This is a genomic window from Ensifer sp. 22460 (assembly GCF_052044935.1).
GTDB lineage: Bacteria > Pseudomonadota > Alphaproteobacteria > Rhizobiales > Rhizobiaceae > Ensifer.
In genome coordinates, this window is the sequence record NZ_JBQENZ010000004.1 from 123,338 (window position 1) to 144,755 (window position 21,418).

The window sequence follows — 21,418 nt, forward strand, 5'->3', positions numbered from 1 at the left end:
AACTGACAGGGCTGGCGGCGGTCCGCCGGCCTGTTGAGAAATTGATTCAATTCTATGCCAGAATGATTCCGGAACTATCCGTAAATCACTGACAGAACGGGAAAATCATGAAACCGAAGATCTTCATCGATGGCGAACACGGCACCACGGGCCTGCAGATCCGCACGCGCATGGCCGGCCGCAGCGACCTCGAACTGCTTTCCATCCCGGAAGCGGAACGACGCAACGCCACGATGCGCGAAGATCTCCTGAACGACGCCGACATCGCCATTCTGTGCCTGCCGGACGATGCGTCGCGCGAAGCGGTTTCAATGGTTTCCGGCAACAACAAGGTGCGCATCATCGACACGTCGACGGCACACCGCATCGCCCCGGACTGGGCCTATGGCTTTGCCGAAATGGACAAGGCGCAGTCGGAGAAGATCCGCGATGCACGCCACGTCGCCAATCCCGGCTGCTATCCGACCGGCGCGATCGGCGTGATCCGGCCGCTACGCCAGGCCGGCATCGTGCCCGACGGCTACCCGGTCACGGTCAACGCTGTTTCCGGCTACACCGGCGGCGGCAAGCAGATGATCGCGCAGATGGAAGACGAAACCAATGCGGACCACATCAGCGCGCCGCACTTCCTCTATGGCTTGCCGCTCAAGCACAAGCACGTGCCCGAAATGAAGATGCACGGCCTGCTCGACCGTGCGCCGATTTTCGCTCCCTCGGTCGGCAAATTCGCGCAGGGCATGATCGTCCAAGTCCCGCTCTATCTTGAGGATCTTGCCGCCGGCGCAACGCTGGAGACGATCCACTCGGCGCTGGTCGAGCACTATGCCGGGCAGTCGATCGTCGAGGTCGTGCCGCTTGCGGAAAGCGAGAAGCTCGCGCGCATCGACGCGACCGAGCTTGCCGGCAAGGACACGATGAAGCTCTTCGTCTTCGGCACCGCCGGCGGCAATCACGTGAACCTCGTCGCCCTGCTCGACAATCTCGGCAAGGGCGCTTCGGGCGCGGCCGTCCAGAACATGGACCTGATGCTGTCGGCCTGATCGGCGGCAGCCTGGAAAAACAAAAGACCCCGGCGAGCCGCTCGTCGGGGTCTTTTTTTATCACATATGTTGAAGCGTCAGTCGCGCAGCTCGATCGCCGTCGGCCGCGGATATTCGCCGTAGAAACCACGCCAGTGGGCGATGGCGAAACCGAGCACGACAAGGGCACCGCCCTGGTGTAGCACGCCCCAGCCGATCGGCACCTGCAGCACCAGCGTGGTGATGCCGATGACCGCCTGGGCTGAGACGAGCAGAAACAGAAGCACAGAGCGCCGCGCATGGGTCGTCTCAGGAGCAGCCCTCAGAGAGGCAATCATGTGCATCAGCGCGAAGGCAAACAGCACATAGGCGCCTATCCGGTGAACGAACTGCACCGTCTTCGGATTCTCGAACAGATTGATCCACCAGGGCTGCTGCAGGAACAGGTCCTGCGGAACGATCGCTCCATCCATCAGCGGCCAGGTGTTGTAGCTGAAGCCGGCGTCGAGGCCGGCGACGAGCGCGCCGAGATAGATCTGGAACAGGCTGAAGATGGCGATGATCATTGCCATCTTGCGCGAACGATCCGTGGGCGCCGTGTCGTTGGAATGCGGACTGAGCCCACGGAAGATCCACATACAAGAGGCGAAGATCAGACAGGCAATGACGAGGTGCGTCGCCAGCCGATACTGGCTGACCTCTGTGCGCTCGACGAGGCCGGAAGAAACCATCCACCAGCCGATGAAACCCTGAAAGCCGCCAAGGGCGAGGATGCCGAGAAGCGGCATCCGGAGCTTGCGCTCGACCCGGCCGGTCAGCCAGAAGAACGCGAGCGGCAGAGCGAAGATGATCCCGATGGTGCGGGCCAGCAGGCGATGCGCCCATTCCCACCAGAAGATCGTCTTGAACTCGTCAACCGTCATGCCGTTGTTCATCTGCTGGTACTGCGGAATGCGCTGATAGAGCTGGAACTCTTCTTCCCACTCGGCGGCCGAAAGCGGAGGGATCACACCGTGGATCGGCTTCCATTCGGTGATCGACAACCCCGATTCCGTGAGGCGTGTTGCACCACCGACAAGCACGAGCGCAAAGAGCGTGAAAATAACGACGGCGAGCCAGCCGCGGATCTGCCGGCGGTTGCGCTCGGTCTTGCCGATCTCGTTTCGAAGCATCTGTTCTGTCGCCATTTCGACGCCGGCCATTATTTTGCCTCTGGTATCGCAGGGTTGTTGGCGGCGCGACCGGACGGATCAACGGTCGCACCTTTCGGAAAGCCGTTGATTTGCACCAGAGCGGCATGCAAAACAAGACCGAAACCTTTGCGGCATGCCGTCGCGGTCGGTCCGCGCCCATGCAAGCCATCTGAAAGAAGTGAAATGCCCGTACGCCTCAGAAAGCTGATCGGCACGATCCTGATCATCATCCTCGTCGTCGTTTACGCACTGGCTGCCGTCACCTTTGCCTCGCTGCTGCTCGGCGCCGCACCCTGGTGGGTGCATCTGGCCTACTTCTTCTTCACCGGCCTGCTCTGGATATTGCCAGCCATGCTGATTATCAAATGGATGGAAAAGCCGGCTCGCGATCGCTGAGCCAAAGCGCAGCGGCCATTCGAGGAGACGCCCGTGAGACTTGCAGTCATCGCCGATGTCCATGGCAACGATCTCGCGCTCGAGGCCGTTCTCGCCGACATCGATGCGCTCGGTATCACCGACATCGTCAACCTCGGCGATCACGTGAGCGGCCCGCTCAATGCAGCGCGCACTGCCGACATCCTCATGAAGCGCGCGATCCCCTCGATCCGAGGCAATCACGATCGCTATCTGTTGACAGTCGACCCCCGGGACCTGGGGTTATCGGATCGCTCTGCCTACGATGAATTGCAGCCGGAGCACCGCGAATGGCTGGCCACCCTGCCCGTCGCGCACGTCCACAGGGAAACGTTCTTCCTGTGCCATGCGACGCCGACGAACGATGAAACCTACTGGCTAGAGGCTTTGACGACCGACGGCACCGTCCACATGGCGCCGCGTTCGGCAATCGAGGCTGAAGCCGCCGGCATCAATTATCCGGTCATCCTTTGCGGGCACACGCATATCCAGCGCGCCGTCCGCCTTTCAGACGGCCGCCTCGTCGTCAATCCCGGCAGCGTCGGCTGCCCAGGTTATGACGACGACCAACCTGTGCCGCACAAGGTCGAGGCGGGTTCGCCGGACGCACGCTACGCCGTCGTCGAGCAGACGCCGTCAGGATGGGGCGTCACGTTCCGCAACGTTCCCTATGATTGGATGACGATGTCCCGGCTCGCAGCCAGTCGCAACCGGCTGGAATGGGCAAAGGCACTGGCCACGGGCTTTCTCGACTGAACGGCCGCGCCGCTGGCCCGGCAACGCTTCACGCTTTGCTAACTGCGTTCCCGGGTTATTCTCAAATGCCGTTCATAAGAGCTATCGCATTAAACGGATCGTAGCCGGCTTGAGGTTCAATCGCTCGGCAACAGGGACCGGATGGCACCTTCGATGACGAACTCCGATCTGACCATGGAAGGCTCCGGCGACCGTCGCCCGCGCGCGTCCATGCGTGTGGGTCCGTCCGATGTCACGCGCCGCTTCGATATTTCGATCCACCGCGCCATGGAGCCGCTGGAGGCCGAATGGCGTTCGCTCGACGGTCTTGCCGGCAACTCGCTGCATCATGCCTACGACTGGTGCCGTGCCTGGGCAGAGACGCACGGAAGCGATCTCTTGCTGCTGCGCGTTGCGTTCGATGGCGAGCTTTTCCTCATTCTGCCGCTGGAACTCAGGCACGGGCGCCTGTTTCGAACAGCCCGCCTGATCGGAACGGAACACAGCAACCTCAACACGGGGCTCTTTGTCGACGGCGCCTCCGCAGTCATGACTCCGGCACTGGCCCACGCCTTGGCCCGGGATATTCGAACGGCGCTCCGCGGCCTTGCGGATGTCGTCATGCTCGACCGGATGCCGAGCGAGTGGCGTGGCGGCGTCAGCCCCTTTGCCGCACTTCCAGGCGTCGCAAACCCCAATTCGTCATTCCAGCTGCCCCTCCTCGGCAGCATTCAACTCACACTGGCGCAGATCAACGCCAAGCGCCGCCGCAAGAAGATGCGCATCTCCGAACGACGACTGACGGAGATGGGCGGCTACGACTACGTGATCGCCCGCACCCCCGGCGAGGCGCAGGCGTTGCTCGATACCTTCTTCCGGCAGAAGGCGACGCGCTTCGCAACACTCGGCCTTCCCGACGTCTTTCAGGACGCCGAGACACAGGCCTTCTTCCATGCGCTTGCCTCCCATCAGCACGGCAACCCACAGCTCATGCAGCTCAACGCCATCCGGCTTAGAGGAGAACGTGACGGGCAGGTCGTTGCCGTCGCCGGGATTTCGCTCAAGGGCGACCATGTCATCTGCCAATTCGGCTCGATCGACGAGACGCTGGCAGGCGAAGCAAGTCCGGGTGAATTGCTGTTCTATCGGATGATCGAACGCCTCTCGACGCAAGGCGTGCGCCTGTTCGATTTCGGTGTCGGCGACCAACCCTACAAGCGATCCTGGTGCACGATCGAGACGCCGTTGCGTGACATTACATTACCGGTGACCCTCCCGGGGCGCCTTGCCGCCCTGCGCCATCACCTTGTCGTACGCGCAAAGGCAGCGGCGAAGTCGAACAAGGCCGTTTACGCCCGCCTGCAGCGAGCGAGGCGGTTCAGGCAAGGCAAAATCGGTGCACAAAGCACCGGGGACTGAAGGCCGAACAGCAGCAGCCCGCGTTGACTTCTCGCTTTCGACACGCCGTCGTCGGTTAGGCGGCATCCCGGTCAGGATACTCCGGATCGGCTGCCTGCCCGGTCATGAGAACGATGTCGCGATAACCGGCCGCACCGAAACCGGTCAGAACCTCGACGATCCGCTCATCACTGACCGACGGCGCCGAGAGGATGATCTCTGCGCCATCGCGGCCGGCAATCTTCTCGACAGCCATTTCGTCCGCCGGGCCGCACTCGACTAGAACGAGATCGTAGGCGTTGGTCAGGGCGTCGATGATCATCTTCAGCCGTTCGATGCCCCGCATCGCCTGCCGCGGATCCGCATCGCCCTGGGGAATGACGTGAGCATCGGAGAAGCGGTCGGCGTGGATCGTATCCGTGAAGGGCACCTCAGCCGCCAGCAGGTTGGTTATTCCGGGAAGCTGCGGCGAGCGCGCCATCAGGCGCGTCGGGCAGGCCGAACCGGTCAGGTCGATCAGCACCACCTTGATATCGTCCTCAGCCAGCAAGCGCGCCAGCATCACGGTTGCGGTCGATCCTTCGTCTCCGCCCGGCGACACCGAAATCGCAACACGCGCGCCGGTGGCGCGAAGATGTTCCGCCACCGCCTCGATCGAGAAGTCCGGTTCGGCGGCAGCCTCCACGGTGTCCGTATCTGCAGCCGGAATTTGCGCCGCCGGCACCAGTTCGACTGCATCATTATCCTCGGTGACAGGCGCCACTTCAGGCTGCCTATCCGCTGCCATGATCGGGATATCGGTGGCGCTTGCAGCCAAGGCCGGCCGCGGAAGAACCGGTGCCAGCCGCTCGCCGGTTGCCGAAACCGGACGCAGCGCCCGGCCGCTGAACAGTTCGCCAAGCATGATCACGACGCAGCTCAACAGGAACGTCGCGAGGGCGGCAACGATCGTGATCGGCAGCACTTTCGGGAAGTTCGCGCTCGTGGGAACCACCGCGCTTGAAATCACACGTGCATCGGCGGGTGTCGCATTTTCCACCGTGCGCGACGTCGCCTCGCGGTAGCGTGCGAGATAGGTCTCGAGCAACTGACGTTGCGCGGTCGCTTCGCGCTCCAGCGCACGCAGTCCCACCTCTTCCTCGCCGGCCTGTGCGGACTGAGCCTTCAGCGCGTTCAGCTGCTGGACGAGCTGCCGCTCGCGCAGTTCGCCGACCTTGGCCTCGTTTTCCAGGCTCGCCAGGATCTTGCGGGTCTCGCTGCGAATCTGTCCGCGTATGCCTTCGAGTTGCGATTTCAGTGCCTTCAGGCGTGGGTGGCCATCCAGCAATGTCGTCGAAAGGTCGGCAACCTGCCCCTGCAGATTCGCTTCGGTCTCCTTCAGCCGCTGGATCATCTGCGAGCCGACGACGTCGGTGATCGTGTCCGCCGCCCGGCCGCTTGCAAGGGCCGAGCGCACGCCGGCAGCGCGTGCCTCCGCATTGGCGCGCTCGCCGCGCACCCGGGTCAGCTCGGTCGAAATATCGGTCAATTGCCGCGTCGCGAAATTCTCGGTCTCGCCGGTCGGCAACAGATCGGACGAAGAGCGGTAGGCGGCAACCTTCGCTTCCGCATCCCGCACCTTCTCGCGCAGATTGGCGATCTCCGGTTCCAGCCAGCGGGTCGCCTCGGAATTGGTGTCGAGCTTGGCGCCGCTTTGCAACGTAAGGAAGACCTTCGCCATTTCGTTCGGAATGGCGGCCGCGAGCTGGCGGTCCTTCGAGGTGAAGGCGATCGCGATCACGCGGGACTTCTCGACCTGATAGACTTGGAGCTTGTCGTTGAATTCCTTGAGCACCCTCTCCTCTGGCGGCATCTCCAAGGGGTTCTTCTTGAGGCCGAGCATGACGAGAAGATCCGAAAGCGCCGAGGGTGCTGCCGATGGATCGAACTCCTTCAGCTCATAGAGCTTCATATTGCGCGCGACCTGCTTGATGAGGTCCGCCGAACGCAGCACCTGCACCTGGCTCAAGATCCCGGATTCGTCGAAGACACGATCGGCGCCGGCCTGCGAAGACTGATTGGGGCCGCTGAACTCCGGCTCGCGCGATTCGATCAGCACGCGGGTTTCGCTCTGATAGTCCGGCGCAATCATCTTTGCCGCACCGAAGGCGAGTGCTGTCACACAGGCTGTTGCGAGCAACACCTTGACGCGCCGATCCCAGACAGCGCGAAACAGGCCGCCGAGGTCGATATCCACATCCTGTTGACCGCTGCCGCTTCCCGACATGCTATTGGCTCCGAACCCTCAAATTTTGCCGGAGGGTAAACGAACATGGTAACGCAAGGGTTAATACGATCAACCTCCGGGTGATAAACCCCTCCCCGTTGCAGCGATACGGCGCAAAAATTCTACCGCGAGTTTACCGGCTATTAACCCTAACGGATCGATAACGTCTGAAAAGGTGGGTCGTTTCCGGAGCCTATGAACCGCATGTCAACCGCAGCTATCAAGACAGGTCTCGCGATCACGGCGGCAGTGCTGTCGATGTTGCTCAGCGGTTGCACAAGCTACCAGCCGGCGCCGAAGGCTTTTAGCGAAGCCACCATCCAGCCCTACCGCCTCGACAGCGGCGATCGCCTGCGCATCAACGTCTTCGAACAGGCTGGCCTCAGCGGCACCTATACGGTCGACCAGGCCGGTTACGTCGCGTTTCCGCTGATCGGCACGGTCGCCTCGCGCGGCAAGACCCTGCCGGAGCTCGAAGGCATGATCGCCGCCAAGTTGCGCCAGGGCTATCTGCGCGACCCCGACGTGACGATCGAGGTCGATCGCTACCGCTCGGTCTTCATCATGGGTGAAGTCGGCCAGGCCGGACAATATGCCTACGTGCCCGGGATGACGGTGCAGAATGCGATTGCCGTCGCCGGCGGTTTCTCGCCGCGCGCCAACCAATCCAACGCCGACATTACCCGCAAGATCAACGGCCGCATCATCACCGGCCGCGTTCCGATCACCGACGCGGTTCTCGCCGGCGATACGATCTACGTCCGCGAACGCCTGTTCTGATCTCGATGCAGCAACAGCGTCCCCTGCGCATCATCCATTGTTTCAGATCGCCCGTCGGCGGAATTTTCCGCCATGTGCGCGATCTTGCCGAGGCGCACGCCCGCGCCGGCCATGAGGTCGGCATTCTCTGCGACAGCACCACCGGGGGTAGTCACGAGGATTCACTGTTCGACGAGATCCGGCCCTATCTGGCGCTCGGCCTCGTTCGCATGCCGATTCACCGCTCAGTCGGGCCGTCGGATCTTGCCGCGCTATGGCGCGGCTACAAGGAAATCAGAAGTTTGCGACCGGATGTGTTGCATGGGCACGGCGCCAAGGGTGGCGCCATTGCCCGCCTCATCGGTTCAGCCTTGCGGGTCAACAGGTATCGCGTAGCCCGCCTCTATTCCCCGCACGGGGGGAGCCTCCACTATCGCCGCCGCTCCCTGATCGGGCGGCTTGTCTTCCCGCTGGAACGGGTTCAGGAGCGGCTCGCGGATGCGCTCGTTTTTGTCTGCGACTTCGAGCGCCAGACCTATTTCACCAAGGTCGGTGCGCCACGTGTACGGCACGAACTGATCTACAATGGGATCGACGACGGGGAGTTCGAGGTGATCGCCCCTCGGCCGGATGCTGTCGATTTTCTCTATATTGGCATGATGCGGGACCTGAAGGGTCCCGATTTGTTTGTGGAGGCGTTCGCGCGGACCGAGCGCCTCGTCGGGCGACCGCTTTCGGCGTTGATGATTGGCGACGGCCCACAGCAGCAGGAATATAGCGAACTGATGCTGCAGCAAGGTCTGAGCCGCCGTATCAGGATGCAACCGGCGATGAAGACCCGTGAGGCGTTTACGCTGGCGCGCAACGTCGTCGTTCCCTCGCGGGCCGAGTCCATGCCCTACATCGTCCTCGAGGCGCTTGCGGCGAGAAAGCCGGTCATTGCCAGCCGTGTCGGCGGCATCCCGGAAATACTGGGGGCCGCCAGCGCCGCGCTCGCCGAACCGGCCGACGTTCAGTCACTGGCCGCCATCATGGCGCGCTCGATCAGCGAGAAGGACTGGGCGGTGCGGGTCATGCCTGAGCCGAACACATTCAAATCGCGATTCGCCGCTTCGGTAATGTCGTCCGATATGCTAGAGCTCTACCGGGAATTGTGCCGTTACCAGCCGTCCACGGATAGCGTGTCGTCTACAACGTAAGCGTTTCTTAGTGGCTTTCTGCTATCCGGACTGAGGGACTTCAGCGCCGGAAGACAGCCATGAACAAGTTTGACCGCCCGGATTCATTCGATCCCGAAGCGCTTCGCAAGAAGATTTCGGAAATCCGCTCCCGTGCGCCGGGCGAGATGCCGAGCGGCGAGCCGTCTGCAGAACTCAATCCGCTGGCGCGGCAAATCGCCGAACAGTTCCGGGCCGACACCTATTCGCCGGCCATGATCATGGGGCTGATGCGGCTCTTCGAGTTCAGCGCGCTCTTCGCCATCGGCTACGCGATCAACGCGCTCTACGTTCAACCGGGCTTCGAGCAATTGCCGCTCTATCTGGCGATACTGATGGGAGGCTCGGCGCTGGCGGTTGCCGCGATGCAGATCGCCGATACCTACCAGATCCCTGCATTGCGCGCCTGTCTGCGCGTGATGCCGCGCATTCTCGCGGCCTGGGCGGTCGCCTTCGGTGGGATTGCCATCGCCCTCTTCTTCCTGAAATCCGGCCACCAATATTCCCGCGTCTGGTTCGGCGGCTGGTTCGTCGGTGGCGCGCTCTTTCTCGTTGCCGAACGTGCCTTCATCGCCTATTCCATTCGCCACTGGGCCCGCAACGGCACGATGGAACGCCGCGCCGTCGTCGTCGGCGGCGGCCAGCCGGCGAAGGACCTGATCCGCACGCTTGAGGATCAGCCCGACAACGACATCCGTATCTGCGGCATATTTGACGACCGCGACGAGCGCCGCTCGCCGAACGTCATCGCCGGCTATCCGAAACTTGGAACGGTCAACGAGCTCGTGGAGTTCGCGCGCCTGGCGCGCATCGACATGCTGATCATCTCGTTGCCACTGACGGCGGAAAAACGCATTCTCGAGCTCCTCAAGAAGCTCTGGATCCTGCCGGTCGACATCCGGCTCGCGGCCCACGCCAACAATCTGCGTTTCCGTCCGCGCAGCTATTCCCATGTCGGCGATGTGCCCATGCTCGACATCTTCGACAAGCCGATCGCCGATTGGGACTCGGTCGCCAAGCGCGGCTTCGACATCTTCTTCAGCCTGGTTGCCCTGGTGCTCCTATGGCCGATCATGCTGGGCGCCGCCATCGCGGTCAAAGCCACCTCTCCCGGCCCGATCATCTTCAAGCAGAAGCGGCACGGCTTCAACAACGAGACGATCGAGGTCTACAAGTTCCGCTCGATGTATACGCATATGAGCGACCCTTCGGCACGCAACGCCGTGACCAAGGGCGACCCTCGCGTCACGCCGGTCGGCCGCTTCATCCGCAAGTCGTCGATCGATGAACTGCCGCAGATTTTCAACGTGCTGAAAGGCGAACTGTCGCTCGTTGGGCCGCGTCCGCACGCCGTCGCGGCGCAGACCCAGAACCGGACCTATTCCGACGTCGTCGAAGGCTATTTCGCTCGCCATCGCGTCAAGCCAGGCGTTACCGGCTGGGCGCAGATCAATGGCTGGCGCGGCGAGATCGACAATGATGAGAAGATCCGCCTGCGCACGGCGTTCGATCTCCACTACATCGAAAACTGGTCGCTGCTCTTCGATCTCAAGATCCTGTTCCTGACACCTTTCCGGCTTCTCAACACCGAGAACGCCTATTGAGCACCGTCGAGACAGGCCGGTTCCCGATCGCTCGTCCCCAGCTTGCGGCGCTCTCGCTGCTTGGCTCCGGGCTCGTGGCGTTCGCCGTATTTCTCTCCGGCTTCGTCATCTTCGAGCCCGCGCCCTATGAATTGTTCCTGGTCGCGCTCATTGGCCTGTGGGCGCTCTTCGGTCTCAAGATTTCCCGCAGTGTCGCTCCCCTGCTCGCGCTCCTGACGCTGTTCATGGTGGGCGGCATCCTGTCCTTGACGGTCATGGTCGACTTGACCAAGGGCCCGATGTACATGGCGGTCTCCGGCTTTCTTGCCCTATCGTCGGTGTTCTACGCCGCGATCATCGAAGACCGCCACGAGCGCCTGCGGCTGATCTTCAATGCCTGGGTGGCAGCGGCCATCATTACCGCGTTGCTCGGCATTCTCGGCTATTTCGGCGCAGTTCCGGGCGCGGAGAACTTCACACTCTATGGCCGCGCCAAGGGCGCCTTTCAGGACCCCAACGTATTCGGACCGTTTCTCTCGGTGCCGGCCATGTATCTGATCCATGGCATCCTGACGCAGCCGATCCAGAAGGCACCACCGAAGATCGCCGCATTGATGATCCTCGCGCTCGGTGTCTTCCTGTCGTTTTCGCGTGCGGCCTGGGCGCTCAACCTCTTCTGCGTCGTCGCCTTCGTCTTCGTCATGCTGCTCAAGGAACGCAGCGGCCTCTTCCGCCTCAGGATCCTCGTGCTGGCGCTCGTCGGCGGGCTTATGGTCGTCGGCGCTCTTCTCGTCGCCCTTCAATCCGAGCAAGTCGCAACCCTCTTTTCCAGCCGGTCGCAACTCGTGCAGGATTATGACGGCGGGCATCTCGGCCGTTTCGACCGCCATCGCCTGGGCTTCCTGATGTCGATGGAGAAGCCGCTCGGGATCGGGCCGATGGTCTTCAGCACAATCTTCCCGGAAGACGAGCACAATGTCTGGCTGAAGTCGCTGACCTCCTACGGCTGGCTCGGCTTCATCAGCTATGTCACGCTGATCATCTGGACGCTTTCGATCGGCTTCCGCTTCCTGCTGCTCAACCGCCCCTGGCAAACCTACCTGATGATCGCCTGGGTCGCCGTTCTCGGCCATGTCGGCGTCGGCAATGTCATCGATACCGACCACTGGCGCCATTTCTACCTGCTCCTCGGCATCATCTGGGGATGTGCCGCTCTCGAATACCGCCATCGCCGGCAGGCACGCGCCGGCTGGAGCTCCTGATCATGGAACACATCGTTGCGGGCCGGCGCACGGCCCTTCCCCTGCGCCTGCTCCAAGTGCTGGAGCCGAGCGGCGGCGGCTCGGGCCGACACTTCCTCGACCTCTGCCGCGGCATGCACGAGCGCGGGCACCATGTGGAGGCAGTTTATTCGCCAGTGCGCGCCGAGGAAGGTTTCGTGCGCGAATTGAAGGCAATCGGCCTGCCGGCCGTCCACGCCGTCGATATGAAGCGCGCGCCGGGACCTTCTGATATCGGCCGCTTTCTTGAATTGCACCGCCTCATTCGCCGCGGCAACTTCGACATGATCCACGGCCACAGTTCGAAGGCCGGCGCGCTGACGCGGCTGCGGCTGCCCGGCCCCCATGTTCCGCGTGTCTATACCCCGCACGCCTTCCGGACCCTCGACCCGACACTCGGCCGCGCCGGTCGCCTGATCTACGGCACGATCGAATGGGGCCTCGCCAGCTTCCTCACCGACCATCTGATCTGTGTTTCGGAGGATGAGTATCGTCACGCCCTGTCGCTGAACATGCCGGAAAAGCGGATGTCGGTGATCGTCAACGGCGTTGCCCCGCCCTCATGCGAGATGGCGCAAACGATTCGCGCCAGCTTCGGGATCGCGCCGGATGCCTTTGTCTTCGGCTTCATTGGCCGCCTCTCGGCGCAAAAGGCGCCGGAGCGGCTGATCGCTGCTTTCCAGAGCGTCGCCGCATCCGTGAAAAAAAGCCATCTGGTGATGGTCGGCGCGGGCGAACTCGAAAGGAGCCTGCGCAAGGCAATCGCCGAGAGTGGATTGCAGAACCGCATGCACCTGACCTCGGCCTTCACCGGACCGCAGGCCGCACCGGCATTCGATCTTCTGGTCATGCCGAGCCGCTACGAAGCAATGTCCTACGTGATGCTGGAAGGGGCGGCCGCAGGCAAGCCTATTATCGCCACCGATATCGGTGGCGCCCGCACGGTCATCGAAGATGGCCAGAACGGCTTCATCCTGCCGAACAGTGACGACACGTCCCTGCTCGCCAAGACGATGGTTAAAGCCGCCACACCGGAAACGTTCGGAAAACTGTCCGCCATCGCGCAAAGACTGAAAGACCGCTTCACCCTCGACGTGATGCTCGATCAAACGGAAACGCTCTATCAGAAGGCGGCCGCCAAACGCCGCGTACCGGCAATCCTTCAGCCGGCGGAGTAGCGCTGCAAAGAGGGAAATGAAAAACAGATCAATCGCTCTATGGGGGATTGAGGATTGAGAAAAATGGTCGGAGCGGCGGGATTCGAACCCACGACCCCTTGACCCCCAGAACTGCAAAAGCCTTTTTCAAGTGATTGCAGACAAATGCGCGCACTTTCAAAAAGCCTTGCAATGCAAGGAGTTAGGGATAGTATTTCTTTCAGGGTTTTTCAATTGGGTCCAAGGGCTTTCAAAAAACTGGACCCAAAGTGGACCCAAATCGAAATTGGACCCTAGACCCCTTGTTACCCGAAAGGCTGCGCAAAAAATGCCCGTAGTCCACCTCGATGATAATTTTGCCAAACGCGTCGCGCGGCCCGAAAAGGGCCATGTCGAATATTCTGACGACAAGATCGGCAGCTACGTGGTCCGCGTCTACGCGGACAGGATCGTCGGAACGCTCCGCGCCCGCCCGCTCGGTTCAACCAAGAAGAAACGTTTCCCGCTCGGCGAATATCCAAACATCACCATGGCTGAGATGCGCCGAAAGGCCGAGACGGTGCGCGGCAAGTTCCGTAGCGGCACCGATCCCGCCGCCGAGCGTGAGGCGATCCGCGAAAAGCGTCGGCAGGACGAGAAAACCCCGCCGCTCGATTTTGATCGGCTTTGTGATCTCTACATTGCAAAGCTGCCCGATCTGAAATCCTCATGGGAACAGGATAAGGGCTATCTCAATCGCGATTGCCGCTCGGCCTGGAGCAAGCGCCTCGCCGCCTCGATCACGACGGCTGATTGCGCGACGCTCCTGCTTGAAATTGCTGAGCGTGCGCCAGTTGCGGCCAATCGAGTGCGCTCGGCAGCGATGAAGCTGTTCGGATGGGCCGTTGAAGAGCGCCTGCTCGATGTCAATCCGATGGCCGGCACCAAGAAGCCGACAAAGGAACGGAAGGAAGGTGTTGACCGAGTTCTGAGCGATGCCGAATTCGTCGTACTATGGCGCGCTATTGAGACGGCTATGCTTGCGCCGGGTCTCCGCGCGGCCCTGCACGTGCTGGCGCTGACCGGCCAGCGACCCAACGAAATCGCCGGCCTGGCGCTATCGGAATTGCGGCACCTCGACGATCCGAGTCAAGCGCTTGCCGAAATCCCGAAGGAGCGCATGAAAGGACGCCGCCGGCATGTTGTGCCGTTGGCATCATCAGTGATTGCCGTCATCAAAGGGGAGATCGCACGCCAGCAGGCGGAGGCCAAGGCTGAGAACCGCGCCATGGGCGAACATATCTTTACCAGCCGGTTCCTCAATCGCGAGCGGGTCGCGCGGCATTCACTTTCGCAAGCCTTGCGGCGGATCATCCCCGCACTCGATCCAACCGGCGAGGACGGCGAGATCGTGCGGCGCCTGCAAGCCGATCCTCCGACGCCGCACGCCTTTCGACGCACTTGCGCCAGCGGCCTGGCGCGGCTCGGCATCCCGCGTGAGGATCGCAAGGCGGTGTTGGCGCATCGCGAGGCCGATGTGCTCGGCGAGCATTACGACGCCTATGATCGGCTTCGTGAGAAGCGCATCGCGCTTGAGGCGTGGGCGCGCCATTGCGAGGCGCTGCTGTCGGGCGAGAAAGAGACCGGCGCGGTGATCCCGATCCGGGCACGCGTATAATGCGGCCCATTCGGAAGGATTCCGTCCTTTCTCAAAAAAAATTGGCGCACGCATAAGTAGATTTTAGAATCGGTTCAATGCTGTTCAAAACGTTACGGAACACTATGGGAAGTTTCCCGCAATTTTTGCGTGAAATTATCAATTAAAGCAAAGGCTTGCCGCCAAGTTGGTAAGCTTGCATTCCATTGCGGGGGCGTTCATCCTTTCGAAATCACTAGCGGGGGCGGTATTCGAAGGATGTGAAGAATGATCGATAAACGTGATCCACCGGCGGTTGATGATGACGAGTCTGACCGCCCGATTGCTTACGAAGACGACCGTCTTCTGGACGAGCCGGAAGTCAAGGAGATCACAAAACTTTCGCAAACGACGCGCTGGCGGAAGCGCAAGAAAGGCGAGTTTCCGCCGCTGATCTTAGGGCGCTTCCACACCATGGGCCAGATTCGTGAATGGAAGGCCCGAGAGAGAAAGAAGGCCGAAGCACGTGCTGAAGCCGCACTTACAAAATCGGAAATGCCGCCGAGCCGTGGTCGTCCGCCGCGTACCGTTGAGCAAGTTGAGTGAGCCTGCCGCAAGAATTTGCCGCGCGCCAAGCTCGCTCATGGTGGTGGGGGAAGTGAGACAGTAATCTGAGTTTTGGCCTGCGTCAAATTTAGCGGCGGTTCCGCGTAAGGGACCCGCTGATGACGAAGTTTAGTCCATCTAACGACCTCCGGCCTACTAGCGCGACATACTTGGGCTGGCTAGTCCGAGCCGGCGTGCCGCCGAGCGCGCTGATTAAGCCCGAGCCGATCCGCCTCGCCCATGGTGTTCGAGCGGATGACGGCAGGTTCGACCCCGAGCCGGCCGGCCCAGCTTGGCTGCATTTCGTCGAGCATCATGATTCAGTCTTCTGGCGGCCGGAAAGCGGCGAGTTGGCGACGTGGAACGGTAGGTGTTTCGCGTTGGGCGAACAGGCAATCGACAGCGCCGGAACCTGCTCGCTCGGCGGCTACTTGACCATCTACAACAACCCGCTTCGCTGGCTCAAAGGCGGTCGCGATGGTTGCGTCATTATTGATTGGCGGCGCGCATTCGACAGGCTGAGAGATGTTCCGCGCATCGCCGTCCAAGAATCCCTCCTGCCGCTTTACCGGAAGCACATGCGGCCAGCGCGGATGCCGGAGCTGTACGTGTTGCGCGAGCGTGAGGGGGCGGTGGCATGACCGACAAACCGCCCTTTGAAGCGATCAAGCTTGAGGAATATCTACAGACGCACAGGATGGCGGACCCGCCGCCGGAAGCCAGCCGCGTCGAGCACGGCCAGACTAGCGTCTTGACGGGAGCCGCGCTGCTCGACGAGACCGCCAGCTTCTTTGCACGTTTCATTGCCTATCCGAGTTCCGAGGCCCTAACTGCGCACGTCCTGTGGATCGCCCACACCCATCTCATGGACGCCTGGGAATCGACGCCGCGCATCAGCTTCCTGTCGCCGGAACCGGGAAGCGGCAAGACACGCTGCCTGGAGCTGACAGAACTCGTCGTTCCCAATCCGCTTGAAGCCATCAACGTCACACCCGCCTATCTCTTCCGCAAGATCGGCGACACAGACGCCGGGCTGCCGACAGTTCTCTATGACGAGATCGACACGATTTTTGGGCCGCGCGCCAAGGAGAACGAGGAGCTGCGCGGCCTGCTCAATGCCGGACACCGCCGTGGAGCTGTCGCCGGACGCTGCGTCGTGAGGGGAAAACGGATCGAGACCGAGGAATTGCCCGCCTATTGCGCCGTCGCCATGGCGGGCCTCGGCAAGCTTCCCGACACGATCCTCAGCCGCTCGGTCATCGTGCGCATGCGCAAGCGTGCGCCGAACGAACGCATCGAGCCCTATCGCCGCCGGGTGCATGCGCCGGAAGGTCACGAGCTTGGCGAGCGTCTGGCGCGCTGGGCGGCGTCGGTGGCGGCGGCCGCCGGCAGCCTTATTCCTGAAATGCCGCAAGGGGTTGTGGATCGCGACGCCGACGTGTGGGAGCCGTTGTTGGCGGTCGCCGAACTGGCTGGCGGCGGCTGGCCGGAAAGGGCGCGCGTTGCGGCTGTGACGCTTGTGACGGCTTCTAAGCGGGACAGGGGAAGTCTCGGTGTCCGCCTGCTCTCAGATATCCGGGAAATCTGGAATGAAAAGGAGAAGGGATTCGAGGGAAAGAGTCCGGTGGAGAGGATATTTACCAAGTCCCTCATCACCTCTCTTGTTGAACTCTCCGAGGCCCCATGGTCAGACCTAAAAGGTAGACCTATCAGTGACTTAAAGCTTTCCAACATGCTTAAGGAATACGGGATTTCCTCCAGGAGCATCCGTATCGGCGAAGCCACAGCAAAGGGATACGCCAAGGAGGACTTCCATGATGCATGGAAGAGATACCTCTCTCCCCTCTCTTCCATGGAGCCCGTCACACCCGTCACACTCGAAACAGAGGACGAACGATGAGCGAGAGCAACCGGCTCCCGGTATTGGCGGCAAGCATCAATGCAGAGCACGATAGGAGATACCGATGACGACGTTCGACTACTCGCTCGTGCCGGTTGAGACCGGGGATGCAGCCCGCAAGGCGGCTGACCGCATCAACACCCGCCTGCGCAACGCATCGAAGGATATTATCGCAGTTGGTCGCGATCTCGCCGAGCAGAAAGAAAAACTCGGCCATGGTCATTTTCTGAATTGGATTGCGGTCGAATTCAACATGTCCGAACGGACGGCCCGCAATTTCATGAGCGTTTTCCATAAGTTTGGCGAATCGGCAAAAGTTGCCGATTTGCGACCAAGCGTTCTCTACGTCCTCTCAGCCGCTTCAACGCCTCCCGAAGTTCGAGAGCAGGCAATCGAGCGAGCGGCAGCCGGCGAAACGGTGACCCTCGACGATATCAAGGTCATGAAAGCTGAATGTGTCGCCGAGCGGAAGACGGAAAAGTGCACGTCGGTGACAATCGAAAACACGCAAAAGGCGGTGCAGCTTAAATCCTTGTTCGGCGCCTGGAATGCCGCTGGCGATAAAGCTCGCTTGAAATTCCTGCTGAATGTTATCGGAGAAACTTCACCGAGAGCAACATGACCGTTGATGATCAGCTTACCCGGATCGAGCAACGGCTTGATCTCGAAATTGCCGCTACGGCCAGACGCCTCGCCGATCTTCTCGAACAGCGGGCGTTGATGACCATGGATGCTGAGCCCGCTGCGCAAGCCGGCAACCCCGCCGACGAACTCCGCCAGCACGCGCGAGACCTGGGTATTCCGGTGTACGAGGACACCGTCGCCGAGCGTGACGCGGCAAGGCTTCTCGGCCGAAGTGCCTTGACGTTGCGAAACCGTCGCCTGACCGATCAGCCCATTCCGTTTGAGCGCGTTGGCCGCAGCGTCCGATACAAGCTCGAAGCGCTCGCCGAGCATCTTAGAACCGGTTCGTGACGTACCTGAAAATCGGTACGTCACGAACTTTCGCGCTCTCTCCAAAGCGCCGATCCTTGGGCAAATCAGTCAAGTGCAGGATCGCCAAGATGGTTTCCGTCGAAATTCTCCCTAAGGGCTTGAACTTCACCCGCATGGCGCTCGCCAAGGCGCTCGGTGACGGTGATGATCTCAACGCCGCCGGCATTGCGGAGGCGCGATGGGGCGCTTCGAGTGCACCGGCCCGAATCCTTCGAGCAGTCGGCGCCGGCACTTTTGCCGACATGGGGAACGAGTTCCGAGCGGCGGCAGTTGAATTTTTTAGCCTGGTCGAGCAACTGTCTGTCCTCGGCCGCTTAGCCGGCACTCGGCGCGTTCCGCTGCGGACACGCATGCTGACCGCCACGTCGGGCGCTTCCAGCTACTGGGTTCAAGAGGGCAAACCGAAGCCGGTGAGCAAGATGGCGTTCACGTCCGGCTCGCTCGCCTCGCTCAAGGTCGCCTCGCTTGCGGTCATCACCGAGGAGCTTGCAACGTCCTCTGATCCGGCAGCGGAGGGCGTCATCCGCCGGGACATGCTCAGGTCAATGGCCGAAACTATCGACGTGACTCTCCTCGACCCGGCAAATGCCGGTTCTGCCGCGTCGCCTGCATCGATCACAAACGGCGTTGTGCCGATCTCCGCTGGCGGCGATCCAGCCGCTGATCTCCGGCTTCTGATCGAGAACTTCACGGGCGATCTGGAGAGCGCGATCTTCATCACGACGCCGAGCGTGGCGGCTTCGCTGGCTTCCGCCGACCGCCCTGGCATAGGCCTTCGTGGCGGCGAGCTGCTTGGTGCTCCTGCCGTCGCGTCTCGTTCGGCACCTGCTGACTCGATCATCCTTGTCGACACGTCGGCCCTCGCTCTCGGCGAAGGGGCCGCTGAGGTCCGAACGAGCCGCAACGGCACGATTGAAATGCTCGACGCCGATCTTGTCCAGGACGCCACGACCGGCACCGGCACTTCGATGGTTTCTCTCTGGCAGTGCAACGCGCTCGGCATCCTCTCCGAGCGGGAAATGAACTGGGAGCTTCAGCGTGCTGGCGCAGTCTCGATGATCACTGGCGCCGACTACGCGCCGGTCGTCAGCTAATCTGGAGGGTCACGCAAATGGCCGGTTTTGACGGACGGGCATTCGGCGCCGAAGTTGTCGAAATCGTGAAGTCCTATCTCGAACGGAACCTCTCGCCCGTCGCCGCTCGGATCGACGCGCTGGAGGCCAGATTGCGGCTTCTGGAAGCTCAGGTCCCCGCCAAGGAGAAGGCAAAGCCGGTAGTCCGCCTCGCGGCGCCGACAAGGATTGCCGAACGATGAGGACGATCATCGATAATGTCGTGCAGATCGATCCCGTGCTTGGCGAGGACGGCCGGAACATCGGCTTCTATTGTTGGGACGACGACGACGAGGTGTTCTTCTTCTCCGTCGGCTTGCCGATGCAGGTCTCGGAAGACGCCTTCGAGGACTTGCTGGTGGAATGGCGCCAATTAGGCTGGGAGCTGCTCATGAGGGAGGCGTGAGTTTGCAAAAATTGGACACACCCAGGGCGCCGACCTCGCTACGCCAAAGCCTCCCAAATAACGCTCCCCGCTGCCAGAACTAGGAAAAATCCCATCGTGGCCAGTCCGATTTTCACGAGCACATTTGGATCGTACTCTGTGCCTTCAATATGCGCCGGAGGACCAAAGAATTCGACCTTTCCTCCCCATGCTATCAGGGCACCAAGCACTGCCAAACCGACATACGGCTGAACAAAAGTGCCAATAACGAGGCTGATCGTGAGACCGCTCGCCATGATAGTTCCATGCCAAAATCGAAATGGCTTGCCCTGTCCCCGGTAGGAAAGCACGACGGTCATGATCACGTGCAGGAGGGCGATGGCCACGAGCGGCGCCCAAGGGGACCTTATAAATTCGTTCAAGTACGAGTTCCTTCGACGAGCTACCCCTCTCTAGCAGGGGCGCAGTTGGCATTTGAACGAGCCAACGAGCCCGTAGTTGAGGAGGAACAAGTCGCCGGCCTCGTTGAATGAAAGCGTGTGCTCGTCATAGGTGAACGACTTTGTTTCTGCGTCGATCTTACCAAGATGCACCAGGCGACAGCCTTTGCCGGTTATTTGGCAAAGGCGAATTCCATTCTTATTTCCGAATGCGAAGTGACATTCTCCAGGCTTGAGTATGCCGATCATCGGCGATTGTTTGTTGAGGACGATTTTGAACGCGTTGTTATTGTCCTTTTCTTGAGCCGTCACCCAATCAAGCCAGCTCGTCTTGAAGCCATTGTTCTCGGGGCAATTTGGCCGGCCCTTGAAGACTTGTGCGGATGCCTCACCGCCGTAGCCGAGTAACATGCAAAACGTCAGGAAGTGCGCTGCCTTCATCTCACTTCCTCCAAGTTTCCTAAGTAGGTGTTGTTAAGTTTGGTCGGCATGAAACGGCACCCTCACGGCTTAACGCCAACGGGCATCAAAAAAGAGTGCTGCGGCCATATGGGCGGGCATTGGCGAGATTCGTGTTTGCGACGATAGGTTGCAACGAACTAATGTGTCAATAACGCGCGTGCCAGGGGGGGGCGGTGTAGACTTACCGAGGCCGCGCACCACCGGACCCGCGAGCCTTCCACGGACGGATTTTTTTTGGCGCTGACGAAATATCGAGGACGGTTTTTCCCGCCTACCTATGAAACACCCGAAGGGCACCCCCGGCCGACCCCGGCATGAACCCACCGGGACAACCCGCCGTGTGGTCGAGCTACTAGCCGCTGAGGCGGTGCCGCAAGCGGTTATCTGCTCGCTAATCGAAATCAACGAAACGACGCTGCGTCGACACTACCGGCACGAGTTGGACGTGGGCGCGTCGAAGCTGGAGGCGAAGCTCGCCCTGCATCTTCTTCGGCTTTCCAACGGCAGGGGCGCCGTCGCGCTCCGGGCAATCACCTTTTTGCTGCAATCCCGCTTCGGATGGTCGCGATACGCCCCGCCGCGCGGCTGAGGAGATCAATCCCTCGTAGGTTGCCGCCCCAAAGCCGATACCCTGGAGAATCTGACGGTATTCAGGGGAAAATCAATCCGCGAACTAGTGGTTCTACACAACGAGGCGCGCAACTCACCTATTCAATCTCCAAAGGGAAAGATACGAATGCGCGAGGATCATCTTCTGGAGCTAGATAGATGGTGGCAAGAACGCGCTCGTTCAGACGGCCAAGATTGGGACCTACAGGATGGGCTGTAATCGCCAGCGTTGGATGGATTCTTCTCTTATGGTGGTTGGGAGCCAACCTGTC

Annotated in this window: 23 protein-coding genes; 19 read left to right on the top strand and 4 right to left on the bottom strand. The window is 61.1% G+C overall.

The features are described 5' to 3' along the window. Window positions 1-107: 107 nt before the first annotated feature. A complete protein-coding gene (argC, locus tag ACTJKM_RS06470) occupies window positions 108-1,040 on the top strand; it encodes an N-acetyl-gamma-glutamyl-phosphate reductase (RefSeq protein WP_058329375.1) in 933 nt (310 codons plus the stop codon). Window positions 1,041-1,117: 77 nt separating this feature from the next. On the opposite strand, the gene ACTJKM_RS06475 is transcribed toward argC, so the two are convergent. Continuing rightward, entirely contained in the window at window positions 1,118-2,221 is a 1,104-nt protein-coding gene (locus tag ACTJKM_RS06475) for a COX15/CtaA family protein (RefSeq protein ID WP_058329376.1), read from the bottom strand. Window positions 2,222-2,395: 174 nt separating this feature from the next. Between ACTJKM_RS06475 and ACTJKM_RS06480 the strand changes: the two genes are divergently transcribed. The 3 genes from ACTJKM_RS06480 to ACTJKM_RS06490 all read left to right on the top strand — a co-directional run bounded on the left by ACTJKM_RS06480 (window position 2,396) and on the right by ACTJKM_RS06490 (window position 4,780). Then, window positions 2,396-2,608, top strand: coding sequence for a DUF2842 domain-containing protein (locus tag ACTJKM_RS06480; RefSeq protein WP_057252395.1), 213 nt, complete (start codon window positions 2,396-2,398; stop codon window positions 2,606-2,608). A gap of 33 nt (window positions 2,609-2,641) precedes the next feature. After that, on the top strand, window positions 2,642-3,382 hold the full coding sequence (locus tag ACTJKM_RS06485; RefSeq protein WP_058329377.1) for a metallophosphoesterase family protein: 741 nt from the start codon (window positions 2,642-2,644) through the stop codon (window positions 3,380-3,382). Between the two features lie 153 nt (window positions 3,383-3,535). After that, window positions 3,536-4,780, top strand: a complete 1,245-nt coding sequence (locus ACTJKM_RS06490; protein WP_058329466.1) for a GNAT family N-acetyltransferase — start codon at window positions 3,536-3,538, stop codon at window positions 4,778-4,780. Between the two features lie 55 nt (window positions 4,781-4,835). Here the strand turns inward: ACTJKM_RS06490 and ACTJKM_RS06495 are convergent, their stop codons facing one another. Then, entirely contained in the window at window positions 4,836-7,025 is a 2,190-nt protein-coding gene (locus ACTJKM_RS06495) for a GumC family protein (RefSeq protein WP_058329378.1), read from the bottom strand. A 204-nt stretch (window positions 7,026-7,229) separates the two neighbouring features. Between ACTJKM_RS06495 and ACTJKM_RS06500 the strand changes: the two genes are divergently transcribed. The 14 genes from ACTJKM_RS06500 to ACTJKM_RS06565 all read left to right on the top strand — a co-directional run bounded on the left by ACTJKM_RS06500 (window position 7,230) and on the right by ACTJKM_RS06565 (window position 19,656). Beyond that, the gene (locus tag ACTJKM_RS06500) at window positions 7,230-7,805 is read left to right on the top strand and encodes a polysaccharide biosynthesis/export family protein (protein WP_057252881.1); all 576 of its coding nucleotides are present in this window, start codon (window positions 7,230-7,232) and stop codon (window positions 7,803-7,805) included. Window positions 7,806-7,810: 5 nt separating this feature from the next. Then, window positions 7,811-8,983, top strand: coding sequence for a glycosyltransferase family 4 protein (locus tag ACTJKM_RS06505; RefSeq protein WP_057252401.1), 1,173 nt, complete (start codon window positions 7,811-7,813; stop codon window positions 8,981-8,983). 248 nt (window positions 8,984-9,231) lie between these two features. Further along, window positions 9,232-10,605 carry an undecaprenyl-phosphate glucose phosphotransferase gene (locus tag ACTJKM_RS06510; RefSeq protein ID WP_440660099.1) on the top strand — a complete coding sequence of 458 codons (1,374 nt, stop codon included), beginning with the start codon at window positions 9,232-9,234 and terminating at the stop codon, window positions 10,603-10,605. Next, window positions 10,602-11,846: an O-antigen ligase family protein gene (locus ACTJKM_RS06515; protein ID WP_058329380.1), complete on the top strand. Its 1,245-nt coding sequence runs from the start codon at window positions 10,602-10,604 to the stop codon at window positions 11,844-11,846. The genes ACTJKM_RS06510 and ACTJKM_RS06515 overlap by 4 nt, the downstream gene beginning before the upstream one ends. A gap of 2 nt (window positions 11,847-11,848) precedes the next feature. After that, window positions 11,849-13,042 (top strand): glycosyltransferase family 4 protein, encoded by a 1,194-nt coding sequence (locus tag ACTJKM_RS06520; protein ID WP_058321521.1) that lies wholly within the window; start codon window positions 11,849-11,851, stop codon window positions 13,040-13,042. A 130-nt stretch (window positions 13,043-13,172) separates the two neighbouring features. After that, the gene (locus ACTJKM_RS06525; protein ID WP_440660047.1) at window positions 13,173-14,678 is read left to right on the top strand and encodes a tyrosine-type recombinase/integrase; all 1,506 of its coding nucleotides are present in this window, start codon (window positions 13,173-13,175) and stop codon (window positions 14,676-14,678) included. A 246-nt stretch (window positions 14,679-14,924) separates the two neighbouring features. Next, window positions 14,925-15,242: a helix-turn-helix transcriptional regulator gene (locus ACTJKM_RS06530; RefSeq protein WP_440660049.1), complete on the top strand. Its 318-nt coding sequence runs from the start codon at window positions 14,925-14,927 to the stop codon at window positions 15,240-15,242. 170 nt (window positions 15,243-15,412) lie between these two features. Beyond that, entirely contained in the window at window positions 15,413-15,883 is a 471-nt protein-coding gene (locus ACTJKM_RS06535) for a hypothetical protein (protein WP_440660050.1), read from the top strand. Then, entirely contained in the window at window positions 15,880-17,142 is a 1,263-nt protein-coding gene (locus ACTJKM_RS06540; protein ID WP_440660051.1) for a DUF3631 domain-containing protein, read from the top strand. The genes ACTJKM_RS06535 and ACTJKM_RS06540 overlap by 4 nt, the downstream gene beginning before the upstream one ends. A gap of 64 nt (window positions 17,143-17,206) precedes the next feature. Next, window positions 17,207-17,764, top strand: a complete 558-nt coding sequence (locus tag ACTJKM_RS06545; protein WP_440660053.1) for a DUF3102 domain-containing protein — start codon at window positions 17,207-17,209, stop codon at window positions 17,762-17,764. Continuing rightward, window positions 17,761-18,117, top strand: a complete 357-nt coding sequence (locus tag ACTJKM_RS06550) for a hypothetical protein (RefSeq protein ID WP_440660055.1) — start codon at window positions 17,761-17,763, stop codon at window positions 18,115-18,117. The genes ACTJKM_RS06545 and ACTJKM_RS06550 overlap by 4 nt, the downstream gene beginning before the upstream one ends. Window positions 18,118-18,206: 89 nt before the next feature. Further along, complete coding sequence (locus tag ACTJKM_RS06555; RefSeq protein ID WP_440660056.1) at window positions 18,207-19,232, top strand: phage major capsid family protein; 1,026 nt, start codon at window positions 18,207-18,209, stop codon at window positions 19,230-19,232. A 17-nt stretch (window positions 19,233-19,249) separates the two neighbouring features. Beyond that, window positions 19,250-19,453 (top strand): hypothetical protein, encoded by a 204-nt coding sequence (locus tag ACTJKM_RS06560; RefSeq protein WP_440660058.1) that lies wholly within the window; start codon window positions 19,250-19,252, stop codon window positions 19,451-19,453. Then, window positions 19,450-19,656, top strand: a complete 207-nt coding sequence (locus tag ACTJKM_RS06565; protein WP_440660059.1) for a hypothetical protein — start codon at window positions 19,450-19,452, stop codon at window positions 19,654-19,656. Before ACTJKM_RS06560 ends, ACTJKM_RS06565 begins: the two co-directional genes overlap by 4 nt. 38 nt (window positions 19,657-19,694) lie before the next feature. Here the strand turns inward: ACTJKM_RS06565 and ACTJKM_RS06570 are convergent, their stop codons facing one another. Beyond that, window positions 19,695-20,057, bottom strand: coding sequence for a hypothetical protein (locus ACTJKM_RS06570; RefSeq protein WP_440660061.1), 363 nt, complete (start codon window positions 20,055-20,057; stop codon window positions 19,695-19,697). Between the two features lie 30 nt (window positions 20,058-20,087). Beyond that, window positions 20,088-20,516, bottom strand: a complete 429-nt coding sequence (locus ACTJKM_RS06575) for a hypothetical protein (protein WP_440660063.1) — start codon at window positions 20,514-20,516, stop codon at window positions 20,088-20,090. Between the two features lie 361 nt (window positions 20,517-20,877). On the opposite strand from ACTJKM_RS06575, the gene ACTJKM_RS06580 reads away from it, so the two are divergent. Continuing rightward, window positions 20,878-21,126: a hypothetical protein gene (locus tag ACTJKM_RS06580; RefSeq protein WP_440660064.1), complete on the top strand. Its 249-nt coding sequence runs from the start codon at window positions 20,878-20,880 to the stop codon at window positions 21,124-21,126. Window positions 21,127-21,418 lie beyond the last annotated feature (292 nt).